At 33.1% G+C, this 12701-nt stretch carries 7 protein-coding genes; all 7 read right to left on the bottom strand.

Annotated features, from left to right (window positions below):
• Positions 1 to 26 precede the first annotated feature (26 nt).
• A complete protein-coding gene (locus tag ACEN92_RS16075; RefSeq protein ID WP_495639355.1) occupies positions 27 to 3185 on the bottom strand; it encodes a UvrD-helicase domain-containing protein in 3159 nt (1052 codons plus the stop codon).
• Positions 3186 to 3265: 80 nt separating this feature from the next.
• On the bottom strand, positions 3266 to 3862 hold the full coding sequence (locus ACEN92_RS16070; protein WP_495639354.1) for a lipoprotein signal peptidase: 597 nt from the start codon (positions 3860 to 3862) through the stop codon (positions 3266 to 3268).
• A gap of 88 nt (positions 3863 to 3950) precedes the next feature.
• Positions 3951 to 4331: a TraR/DksA family transcriptional regulator gene (locus ACEN92_RS16065; protein WP_495639353.1), complete on the bottom strand. Its 381-nt coding sequence runs from the start codon at positions 4329 to 4331 to the stop codon at positions 3951 to 3953.
• Between the two features lie 7 nt (positions 4332 to 4338).
• Positions 4339 to 7740 carry an isoleucine--tRNA ligase gene (ileS, locus tag ACEN92_RS16060; RefSeq protein WP_495639352.1) on the bottom strand — a complete coding sequence of 1134 codons (3402 nt, stop codon included), beginning with the start codon at positions 7738 to 7740 and terminating at the stop codon, positions 4339 to 4341.
• 130 nt (positions 7741 to 7870) lie between these two features.
• Positions 7871 to 8584, bottom strand: a complete 714-nt coding sequence (gene recO / locus ACEN92_RS16055; RefSeq protein ID WP_495639351.1) for a DNA repair protein RecO — start codon at positions 8582 to 8584, stop codon at positions 7871 to 7873.
• A gap of 63 nt (positions 8585 to 8647) precedes the next feature.
• Positions 8648 to 10930 carry a type IX secretion system anionic LPS delivery protein PorZ gene (gene porZ, locus ACEN92_RS16050; protein ID WP_495639350.1) on the bottom strand — a complete coding sequence of 761 codons (2283 nt, stop codon included), beginning with the start codon at positions 10928 to 10930 and terminating at the stop codon, positions 8648 to 8650.
• Between the two features lie 198 nt (positions 10931 to 11128).
• Entirely contained in the window at positions 11129 to 12472 is a 1344-nt protein-coding gene (gdhA, locus tag ACEN92_RS16045) for an NADP-specific glutamate dehydrogenase (protein ID WP_495639349.1), read from the bottom strand.
• Positions 12473 to 12701: the final 229 nt, after the last annotated feature.

Below are 12701 nucleotides of genomic sequence, written 5' to 3'. Positions count from 1 at the left end.
AAGCTATTAACAACTGATTAATTTTTTCACAAATTTACTACATCGATTTCTGTACCTATATATACCAAAGCCCTTTTTAACACTTTATATCCTAAATCTTCAATAGCATCTTGATATTCCTGAATTTGCTGTATGTATTTAGGATTTCTGGCTCCGGTTTTATAATCCAGCAAATAGGCTTCTTTGCTGTTAGTCAAAACGATCCGGTCGGGTTTTAAAATTTTTCCTTGCTTTTGAACTATTGTCTGTTCATTTAAGACAATATTTTTACGGTCAAAACAAATACCTATTTCCGGGTGATTTACTATTTCCTGAAGTGTTTTTAAAACGATTTCTTTTTGTCTATAAGTAATTAATCCGTTTTCGATCGTCTTTTCGATCGCCAAATCAATATCTGATTTATCTTTTACAAACGCCAGAATTTCATGAATTACGTTTCCATACGAAATTGCTTCCTGCTGATTTGTCCCCCACATTAGAGCTTCGCGTTGCGCAATTTTAATATTCTTGGGATTTAAAACTTCCGTAACTATGGGAATTGTTTTTACTAAATTCAACGTTTTGTCAAAAGGAGAGAGTTTAATTTTGTTTCCAAATTCATATTCCAGCTTTTCCAGATTATACACTCCTTTATCTATTAGATATTTAATAAAAAAAGAAGCCATATTGTTTGGAAATTCTCCATCTTTTCTCTCTTTTACGGCTTGAGAAATAATATATAATTGCTCTTCCGAACGTGTTAAGGCAACATATAAAACATTAATATTATCAAGTAATTCTTCTTGTTTTTTCAAATTAAAAACTACCGAAGCACTTTCACCAAAACTTTCAACAGCACTACTGTTATCAATTAAAGCTCTCGGCACATCCAGATTTGTGTCTTCTGTATCCAGCCATAATTTATCTTTTGGTTTTCTATTATAATCTTCTTCAGCAAAAGGCATAATAACAACAGGAAACTCAAGACCTTTCGATTTATGGATTGTCATAATCCGAACCGCATTATTCCCTTCGGGAGACGGAATACTGAATTTCTTAGCATTTTTATCCCAAAAACTCAGGAAATCAGCAATTCCGGCCTGATTGCGAATATCCCTTTCCAGAACAATATCCAGAAAAAATTGCACATAAGCATTTCCTTCAGCAGGAAGAACAAATTTAGATATGATAATTTCAACAGCTTCAAATAAAGATTTTTTTCTAATATTCTCGAAAGAAAGCGAAACATCAAAAGTTAAAAGCCATTTTTCAAAATCACTCTCGAACTTCTGTGCCATACCCATCGAAATAAAATCATGAATTGGCATTCCAACTTCTTTATTAACTGCCAGAAAATGCAGAAAATTTGCTTTTGCTTCCAAATCGACATTATTATTCAGATATTTCAACAGATGAATTATTAACCTGACCTCAGTCGCATTCTGAATCATTAAGGTTTCAGAAGACAAAAGAGGAATATTTTGTTCTGTTAAATAGTTTGCAACGGCGATTCCCTGATCTCTTTTTCGGGTTAGAACAACAATATCCTTATATTCAAAACCCTGACGAACTACATTCTGAATAGTATTTAAAGTTGCCAGGACATATAAATCTGACTTCTCTACTACTTCTTCATCATCAGCCAAATCATCTTTTTCAATGACAGGAAGAAAAGAAATATTAACGTATCCGCCTTTTTTGGAATTTGTATTTTGGAAACTGTGATTCTCATATAAATCCTTATAGTCTTTATTAGAAAACTCGGTTGAAATCAACTTAAAAAAAGCATTATTAAAATCTATGATTTCGCTGTAACTTCTGTAATTTGTATTTAAATGCTTTATTTTTTTATCCGGATTATTAAACGGATTCACATCTTTACTTAATTCGATAAATTGCTCCGCTTTTCCACCTCGCCAACGATAAATTGACTGTTTTGGATCTCCTACAATCATTAAAGTTCCTTTATTCCCCAAATCATCCAAACCTGAGAGCGAATTATCAATCAGCGGAATCAGGTTCTGCCATTGCATTTCTGAAGTATCCTGGAATTCGTCAATAAAAAAATGACGATAACGTTCGCCCAAACGCTCATAAATGAAAGGTGCAGGCTGGTTTTGAATTTCACGATGAATAATGGCATTGAATTCCGAAATTGACAAAACATTTTGTTCGGATTGGATTTTTGCCAATTCATTACTAACCGTATTTAGCAAAGAAAGAGGTGTTATATTTTTCAGAAATGCTTTATAAAAATCTCTTTTTTCGAAATTTTTATACACTTTATCTAATATTTGAAGCAGTTCCGGAATAAGATTTTCAATTAATGGTTTATCTTTTGCTGTTTTATTAATCGCTATATCTTCAAATTCATGAAAGGTTTTATTTTTCGGATTGAATTTACCATTACGAATACTTTCTAAATGATTCGGAAAAGTACCCCGGGAAAAAGATTTTAAATCGATCCCGTTTTTATCAATCAAAGAATATGCTTCAATAGCAAACTGTTCATTTTCGGATTCTAATTCTTTACACAGAAAAAGCATTTTCTTTTTAATTTCTACAAATTCTTCAATGGTTTTATCGTGAAAATGCAAAATCTCATTTCGATTGTTTTCATTCAAAACTAATCTTCCTGTTTCCAAAATTTCACGTGAAATGTCCCAACTTTTATCATCATCGGTTTTTTCCATTGTAAAATCAATCAGTAATTTCGTCAATGTTTCATCCTGCCCTGCCTGTGCAATAATAGCATCAACAGCTTCTATCAATAAGTTCTCAGTATCTAAAGTCACCTCAAAAGTCATAGGTAAATTCAAATCATGGGCAAAAGCACGTATAACTTTATGTGTAAATTTATCAATGGTAGAAATATCAAAAGCAGCATAATTATGAATAAGATGCTTAATGATACTTTGAGATTTTGTTTTAATTTTGATTAAAGAAAGTCCTGTTTCACGAGATAAATCTTCCATTAACTCTATCGCTTTGGAAGAAGGTTCTTCTTTCGTGAACTCAGACAGACTCCCAACAATACGGCTTTTCATTTCATGAACCGCTTTATTGGTAAATGTTATGGCAAGAATGTTACGATATGCATCATTTTTAGGTGATGAAAGAATAATTTTCAAATACTCCCTGACTAAAGTATAGGTCTTTCCAGAACCTGCAGAGGCATCATAAATTGAAAAAGACGGACTTTGCATGAAGTTTGATTTTGTATTGTAAAAATAGCACTTCTAAAGCACTATTAATTACAAAACCAAAATTTATTATACAAACAAGTTTAATGTTTTGGAAAAGCTTTTTTATTAAAAAAAAGCAAAATACCAACGCCTGTAGAAATAGCGATATCGGCAACATTAAAAATAGCATTAAAAAACTCAAATCGTTTTCCTCCAAAAAATGGTATCCAGCCGGGCAGGTCTCCTTTCCAGATAGGAAAATAAAACATATCCACAACTAAACCATGAAACCACGTTCCATAAGGCTGAGGCGAAAAAAGAGTTGATACATTATTATAACTGCCATTAAAAATAACTCCGTAGAAAACAGAATCCAGAATATTACCTGTAGCTCCTGCAAAAATAAGTGCGATTGCTACAACTAAATAAGAAGAAGCCTTCTTTTTTACAGAATCATACAACCAATAACCTATCCCAAAAACGGCAAAAATTCTAAAAACCGTCAAAATTAATTTTCCGTATTCCCCAGGAATTTTTGTTCCCCATGCCATTCCCTCATTTTCAATAAAATGTATTCTGAACCATCTAAAAACATGAACTTCTTCACCTAAAAGAAAGTTTGTTTTTACATAGATTTTAGAAACCTGATCAATCAATAATATAATAAATATAAGGAGATATGCTTTTCTTAATGACATTTTATGAATTTTAATGTGTAAAAGTAAGAAATTAAATCAAAAAAAACGCTCCATTTGGAGCGTTAAATATTTTGTAATTTCAGGTGTTTTAGCGCTGCATGTTTTTAGCCTCTATACTCATTGTAGCGTGAGGAACAATTTTCAGTCTTTCTTTACCGATTAATTTACCGGTAACTTTGCAGATACCATATGTTTTATTTTCTACACGGAATAGTGCATTTTTAAGATCACGGATAAATTTCTCCTGTCTGATGGCCAACTGTGAGTTCGCTTCTTTAGACATCGTTTCACTTCCTTCTTCAAAAGCTTTGAAAGTTGGAGAAGTATCGTCTGTTCCGTTATTTAAATCGTTCATGTAAGCACTTTTTATTAAATCCAGATCGGCTTGTGCTTTTTGTATTTTATTTTGAATTATTTCTTTGAACTCTGCCAAATCAGCATCTGAGTATCTTGTAATTTCATCTATCATTTATCTATTATTTTGAAATTAATATCGTTGTTTTAATATCATCAAACTCAATTTCTGTGCCGTTTTCCAAAGCGTCAACAAAAACCAAACTATCTGTTAATGTCTCAGACTTAATATAGTCTTCATTTTTTAGAATGGCTTCTTCTAAAAGTCCACTTCTTTTAATTTGCACTTTAATTTTATCAGTAACCTCAAATCCGGAATCTTTACGGATATTCTGAATTCTGTTTACTAATTCTCTTGCAATACCTTCTTTTTTCAAATCATCGGTAATTGTAATATCAAGTGCAACTGTTATTCCATTTGAATTTGCAACCAGCCAGCCTTCTATATCCTGAGATGTTATTTCAACATCTTCCAGTGATAAAGTTACATTATTTCCAGCAATAACAATATCTAACGTGCCTTTCTTATCTAACATATTGATTTGATCTGCAGAAAAATTTTGTATTTCCTTAGAAATCAGACCCATATCTTTTCCGAAACGCGGTCCTAAAGCTTTAAAATTAGGCTTAATTTGTTTCACCAAAATACCGGATGCGTCATCTAAAAGTATTATTTCTTTCACGTTTACCTCCGCTTTTACGAGCTCGGAGATGGCTTCAATTTCTGCACGCTGATTTTCGTCAAGTACCGGAATCATTACCTTTTGCAGAGGCTGACGCACCTTAATCATTTCCTTTTTACGAAGCGATAAAACCAACGATGAGATGGTTTGCGCCTTCTGCATTTTGCTTTCTAACGTTTTATTAACAAAGTTTTCGACAAATTTTGGAAACTCAGCCAAGTGAACACTGCTATATTGCTCAGATCCTGTAGAACTTGTTAAATCGCGGTACAATTTATCCATGAAAAATGGAGCGATCGGAGCGCTTAATTTGCTTATCGTTAATAAACAAGTATAAAGCGTTTGATAAGCCGCAATTTTATCATGAGCATATTCGCCTTTCCAGAAACGACGGCGACATAAACGAACATACCAGTTACTTAAGTTTTCCTGAACGAAGTCAGAAATAGCTCTTGCTGCTTTTGTTGGCTCGTAATCTTCATAACATTCATCAACAAATTTTATCAAGGAATGTAATTCAGAGATAATCCATTGGTCGATTTCAGGTCTTTCGTTTAACGGAATCTCCGCTTCAGCATATTTAAACCCATCAATATTCGCATATAACGAAAAGAAAGAGTAAGTGTTGTATAAAGTCCCAAAGAATTTACGACGAACCTCAGCAATTCCTTCAAGATCAAATTTTAAGTTGTCCCATGGATTTGCGTTAGAAATCATATACCAACGTGTGGCGTCAGGACCATACTCTTTTATCGTTTCAAAAGGATCTGTTGCATTGCCTAAACGTTTCGACATTTTTTGTCCGTTTTTATCCAAAACCAAACCATTCGAAACTACATTTTTGTACGCTACTTTATCAAAAACCAAAGTTCCGATAGCATGTAAGGTATAAAACCATCCACGGGTCTGATCTACGCCTTCTGCGATAAAATTCGCAGGAAAATCTTTATTCTCGTCAATCTTATCTTTGTTCTCAAAAGGATAATGCCATTGTGCATAAGGCATTGCTCCCGAATCAAACCAAACATCAATTAAATCGCTCTCACGTTTCATTGGCTGACCTGAAGCTGAAACTAAAGTTATTTGATCAACCACATTTTTATGCAAATCGATTAAATCATAATTTGTTTCAGACATATTTCCAATTTCAAAACCTTTAAACGGATTTTCTTTTTGAAAACCAGCTTCAATAGATTTTTCAATCGCATTGTACAATTCTTCAACAGAACCAATAAGAACTTCTTCTTTTTTATCTTCTGTTCTCCAAATTGGCAACGGAATACCCCAATATCTGGAACGAGATAAGTTCCAATCGTTGGCATTTTTCAACCAATTTCCAAAACGTCCCTCACCAGTAGACTTAGGTTTCCAATTGATTGTTTCGTTCAGGTCGAACATTCTGTCTTTTACATCGGTTACTTTAATAAACCAGGAATCTAACGGATAATATAATAATGGCTCATCTGTTCTCCAACTGTGTGGATAACTATGTACGTATTTTTCAACCTTAAAGGCTTTATTTTCTTCTTTTAATCGAATAGCAATTTCAACATCGACAGAACGCTCTGGCGCCTGACCTTCGTCGTAATATTCATTTTTTACATATTTACCGGCTAATTCACCCATGTGAGAAGTAAATTTTCCTTGTAAATCGACTAAAGGAACTGCAGTACCATTTTCATCTAAAACCAACATTGGCGGTACTTCCGGTTTTGCTTCTTTTGCTACTTTAGCATCATCAGCACCAAAAGTCGGAGCGGTATGTACAACTCCTGTTCCATCTTCTGTGGTAACAAAATCTCCGGTAATTACTCTAAATGCATTTTCAGGATTTTGATATGGCAATACGTATGGTAATAATTGCTCATAACGAATTTCTACTAAATCAGCTCCTTTTGCTTCTGCTAAAATTTTATATGGAAGTTGTTTGTCGCCATTTTTTACTTTTTCAAAATCAGTATCCTCTTCACTTGCAAAAAATCCTTTTCCAAATTGTTTTCCAACTAAATTTTTAGCCAAAATAACATTGATTAGTTCAAAAGTATACTGATTGAAAGTTTTTACTAAAACGTAATCGATTTTTGGACCAACTGTTAAAGCAGTATTCGAAGGCAATGTCCATGGCGTTGTCGTCCATGCCAAAATGTGAATATCTCCAAAACCTTGTAGAAAGCCTGGAAGCGTTTCCGGTAAAGTTTTGAATTGCGCTACAATAGTAGTATCCGTAACATCTCTGTAAGCACCAGGCTGATTTACTTCGTGAGAAGACAACCCTGTTCCGGCTTTTGGAGAATAAGGCTGAATCGTGTATCCTTTGTACAACAAACCTTTATTGTAGATTTGTTTTAAAAGCCACCAAACAGACTCCATATATTTTGGCTTATAAGTCACATATGGATCTTCCATATCTACCCAATAACCCATTTTTTCAGTCAAATCATTCCATACGTCAGTATAACGCATAACGGTTTTTTTACATGCTTCGTTATATTCTTCGATGGAAATCGTTTTACCAATATCTTCTTTTGTAATTCCAAGTTCTTTCTCGGTACCTAATTCTACAGGCAATCCGTGCGTATCCCATCCGGCTTTTCTTTTTACCTGAAAACCTTTTTGAGTTTTATATCTGCAAAAAATATCTTTAATCGCACGCGCCATCACGTGGTGAATTCCCGGTAATCCGTTTGCTGAAGGAGGACCTTCAAAAAATACGTAAGGCTCAGCACCTTCGCGAGTAGTTACACTCTTTTCAAATATATTTTCTTTCTTCCAAAAGTCAAGTACTTCTGACGCTACTGTTGGTAAGTCAAGTCCTTTGTATTCAGTAAATTTTGTGCTCATTTTATCCTTTTCTTAATCGAGGTGCGAAAGTAAGGAATTTTGAGTAAAATAGATAAAAGATGACAGAAAAAAGAAAGATGTAATGAAATTTCTAATTGATTTTGCAAAAGGGATTTATCTTTTTAGAGGTTTAAGAGAAAACCTCCTTTAAAACCTCCAAAGATTTGGGCTTTTTGAATCCATCTAAATGAAAACTATAATAATCAATTAAGATTTTTAACAAAATTTGTCTTTCTATCACATGAAAAACTTTTTGACCATTGTCAAATCTTAAATTGATTAGTTTTTTAAACAAATTCGTTTCATGTTCATTTAAAGAATCGATTCCATGAAAAAGAGTAAAAATCCCGCCATTCATTTCAAAAAACGGCATATCCATCTCTGAAATATCAGGATAAAATCCTAAATATTTGGTAATTTCTAAAAGTAGAATTAAATGGAAATTAGAAACTTCATCATGATGATCCAACCACGTCAATGCTGTTTCTAAAAACTCAAAAAGCGATTCGTTTTTCTCTTCTTCCTGAATAGAATAATGGAGCATTTCAGACAGGAACATAGCCATTGTGCTTTTTACGATATCGGTATGGATACTTTGAAAAGGAACTGCCGTTTTTATTTCTTTGAAGTTTTCTAAAGTACCTTTGTTTTTATGAACTGCTTCAATCTCCAGAATAGATAAAGGCTGAAAATAAGCAATTTTCTGACTGGCTTTTCTGTTTGAAAAAGCATCACGTACAAAATAAGATTTCAGACCACTTGAAAATGTAAAACATTTTACAATGAGGCTTTTTTCCTGAAATTTTAGTGATGAAATTACGATTGCTTTTGTTTTGATCAGCAAAATTATACTGTTAGATTATTAACTTCTTATTTCATGTAATTTGAATATGAATAACCCAAAAAACTAACGAATTATCATTACCTTTTTAACTTTTGTTTCACTTCCATCTTGGGCTGAAATGAAAATCATATAAACTCCTGAAGCTACTTTATAGCTACCGAAAGCTGTTGTATCCCATTCTACAGTTCCGCCTTCAGAAGTGGCCTCATAAACTAAGTTCCCTTCTATATCGGTAATTTTTACATTTGCTTTGTCAATCAAGCCTGCAATTTTTACCGTTCCGGAAAATTCAGGACGTACGGGGTTTGGATACACATATGCATTATTCAAATTTTCATTTGCCTCAGTAGAAACTCCTTTAAAAGAAATCATTCCTTTATTAGTTGCGATAAAAACCTCACCTGTAGCATTATTGATTTTGATATCGTTTATAATATTACTTGGAAGTGGCGAATTATTTATTGTAAAATGATATTTAGTGTCCTGACCATTTGGCGAAACCATAAAAACTCCAGAATCAATAGTGCCTATCCATTTATTATTAGCTCCATCAACTACAATTGAAGTAATAAATTGCTCGTATAATAATTCCTGAGCCAAATCATCTTCCATAATAATAATTGGATTTGCTTTTAATTGACTTTCCGATTGGAAATTACCTACATTAGACAAAACCCGAAGTCCTTTGGTAGTTCCAATCCATAATTGATTTTTAGTATCAACTGCAAGAGCTCTAACATCAGCAACTGGTAAATTTCCGTTATCTGTACCAAATGTCATTTTTTTAAATGTATTTGTACTTTCATTAAAACCAATCACACCATCTCGGTTGGTTCCAATCCATTTCGTGTTATTTTTATCAATCACAACATCTGAAAAACTGGTGTTTTCTGCATTAATAAGGATAGAAGTCATCGGATAACTGCCCCAATCGCCGTTAGTTTTCAAAACTTTCAAACCGTTTTTTATCAAACTATTGGTTACCCAAAGATTTCCTGATTTATCAAAAGCAGTTCCATTTATACGAACATCTATGTAATTTGGCCCTACAAAAGTTAACGTTTCTAAACCGCTATTTTTTTCATTATACAAAAAAGTTGGCATATCATTCTCAATCTTCAATAACCCTGAGAAAAATGAACTTGCATATACCTGTTTTTCATTACTTGGATTTACGATTATGCGAGTCATAGATTTAGCACCTAAGACATTATCATACGGAATATTTAACCATTCTGAAGAACTGTATTTACTAATCCCGTAAGTATCTAACCCGTACGGATTGTAAGATATATCATAGTCGCCATAAACAACCCAGGTTTCATTTGGGCTTGCATCAATAGAAAAAATGTTATTTTTAAAAGGTCCGCTTGGCGTATTATTGTCAAAAGCACCAACACTCAAAAGAGAAGAACTAAACAATCCCTTATCTTTGGAGCCGATGTAAATTATGTCTCCTATTGCTGTTGCACAAGTAAAACTCAAACTACCATCTAAAACCTGAGTATTACTAATTTGACGACTCAACACCATTTTGTCATTATAAACAAAAACTGCCTCTGGTGTTGTAATAAATAAATTATGATTAACCGCCCTCATATCTGTAGAAGATTGAGGAAGTTGTGAAAACCCAATAAAAGCATTAGAATTATAGCGATGAATGTAGCCCCCTGAATTAATTGCAATAAGTTCTGAATCTAAAGCTTCCACACTCCACCAATCACCAGGATTCACAACTGACCATTGATTGTAATCGACTAAATTTGGATTAGTACTATTTGCTCTCCTGATTCCGTTTGAAGTTGCAGCATAAATAAATCCGCTAAAAAAAGCAGTTTGTTTTACACTTATTTCGGCTCCGGTATCGCCAATAAAATAAGTATCACCAAATTGTGAAGTGGTCAAATTAAACTGTACAATTCCAAAATTGCAGGACACATAAACCAATCCATCATGTTCCATAAAATGATTTATCCTTTTAGAACCTGAAGGCAATTGTTTGTTAATTATATCCACCACTTTCAGCATGCTGCCGTCTGTTTCATTTATGACAATCAATAAACCATTTTCATATCCTACCAAAGTTTTTTTAGAAACTTCACTATAATATATTGTGGATATTGTTTGTCCTGAAAGCCCATCAATAGTTGTAGTGGTTTTGATAACGTTTGTAGTTGAATTTTTTGAAAACAAAGCATTTTCAGATGCAGCAAATACAGTAGTTGGAGCTTCAGAGACATCCTTGATTTCGTTATATGAAAAATAGCCTTGCCAGGACAATTTATTTTGAGAAAAACTGTTTTGAAAAGTTATTAAAAATAAAATGTATAAAAAACTCTTTTTCATTATTTAGAAGGTTCAGATTGACAAATATAATACAAACGAAAGTATTTGAATTTTGTTCTGCAAAAAATTAAAGTTCTTTTCAATACCTAAAATTTAAGTAGGATTTAAAAAATCATCATCAAATAACCTAAAAACATAAAATGCCTTCGATTCTATTCTAAAAGAATGAATGAAGGCATTTTTATTTTTATAGTAAATTTACACCACTCCCTGAGCAAGCATAGCATCAGCTACTTTGACAAACCCTGCAATATTTGCTCCTTTTACATAATTAACATAGCCATCTTTACCAATACCGTATTTTTTACATTGGTTATGAATTCCGACCATTATATCTTTTAATCTTAAATCTACTTCCTCACTTGTCCAGTTTAAACGAATTGAATTTTGTGTCATTTCCAGCCCGGATGCCGCAACCCCACCTGCATTTGCAGCTTTACCGGGTGCAAATAATACCTTATTATCTAAAAACAGTTTAATTGCATCTAACGTAGACGGCATATTTGCTGCCTCAGTCACACATAAAACACCATTATCGATAAGCTTTTTAGCATCCTCTCCATTTAATTCATTTTGAGTAGCACACGGAATAGCAATATCAACTTTTACTTCCCATGGGCTTTTTCCTTTATGAAAAACAGCTTTTGGATATTTCTTAAGATAAACCTCAGCTCTGTTATCACCGCTTGCCCTCATCTCAAGCATATGTTCAATTTTATCTCCTGAAATTCCTTCTTCATCATAAATATAACCATCAGGCCCGGAAATTGTAACTACCTTCCCTCCTAATTCATTTATTTTTAAGGCAACTCCCCAGGCAACATTTCCAAATCCGGAAATTGATACTATTTTTCCTTTTATTTCATGCCCGATAGTACGTAACATTTGGTCTGTAAAATAAACCACTCCATATCCAGTTGCTTCAGGTCTTATTAATGACCCCCCATAAGCAATCCCTTTTCCGGTTAATACACCGGTAAATTCATTTCTTATTCTTTTATACTGGCCAAATAAGTAACCAATTTCTCTGGCCCCTACACCAATATCTCCTGCAGGAACATCTAAATCAGGCCCAATATGACGACACAATTCTGTCATAAATGATTGACAAAAACGCATAACCTCACCATCAGATTTGCCTTCAGGGTCAAAATCAGAGCCACCTTTTCCACCACCCATTGGAAGTGTTGTCAGGCTATTTTTAAATACCTGTTCAAAAGCCAAAAATTTTAAAACTGATAAATTTACTGTGTGATGAAATCTAATTCCTCCTTTATAAGGCCCAATTGCTGAATTCATCTGAATTCTAAAACCTCTGTTTACAATAATTTCTCCTTTATCATCAACCCAAGGAACTCTAAATATTATAGAGCGCTCCGGCTCAGCAATTCTAAGAAGTAAGTTTTTTCCATCATATTTTTTTTGTTCGGCAATAAATGGAATTACTGTTTCTGCAAATTCTCTGACAGCCTGAAGAAATTCAGGTTCATTTGGGTTTTTTGACTCCACAAGAGCCATAAATTCATTTATTTTTTGTTCCATTATTTTTTGAAATAAATTATTTAAAACAACCAGTATTTGGTTGATTAAATAAGGAAATCCGTCCAAGAAAACGTTTTCGTTATTTAAAACAAAGGTATATCAAAATCATAATTAATAATAATTTTTATAACATTTTTATCGGAATTATATATTTTTCAAACAATCTTAAAATCAGCTTTTACAACTGTTCATTTCCAATAAAAATCCTTTATTATACTTATCATTTTAA

The organism is Flavobacterium sp. Flavsp81 (assembly GCF_059491325.1).
Note: the sequence above shows the minus strand (reverse complement) of the source record. Positions and strands in the feature narration are given on the sequence as shown.

What these genes read in the sequence shown, in the direction of transcription:
- ACEN92_RS16075 (WP_495639355.1), bottom strand. Translation starts at nt 3,185, where the DNA reads ATGCAAAGTCCGTCTTTTTCAATTTATGATGCCTCTGCAGGTTCTGGA.
- ACEN92_RS16070 (WP_495639354.1), bottom strand. Translation starts at nt 3,862, where the DNA reads ATGTCATTAAGAAAAGCATATCTCCTTATATTTATTATATTATTGATT.
- ACEN92_RS16065 (WP_495639353.1), bottom strand. Translation starts at nt 4,331, where the DNA reads ATGATAGATGAAATTACAAGATACTCAGATGCTGATTTGGCAGAGTTC.
- ileS (WP_495639352.1), bottom strand. Translation starts at nt 7,740, where the DNA reads ATGAGCACAAAATTTACTGAATACAAAGGACTTGACTTACCAACAGTA.
- porZ (WP_495639350.1), bottom strand. Translation starts at nt 10,930, where the DNA reads ATGAAAAAGAGTTTTTTATACATTTTATTTTTAATAACTTTTCAAAAC.
- gdhA (WP_495639349.1), bottom strand. Translation starts at nt 12,472, where the DNA reads ATGGAACAAAAAATAAATGAATTTATGGCTCTTGTGGAGTCAAAAAAC.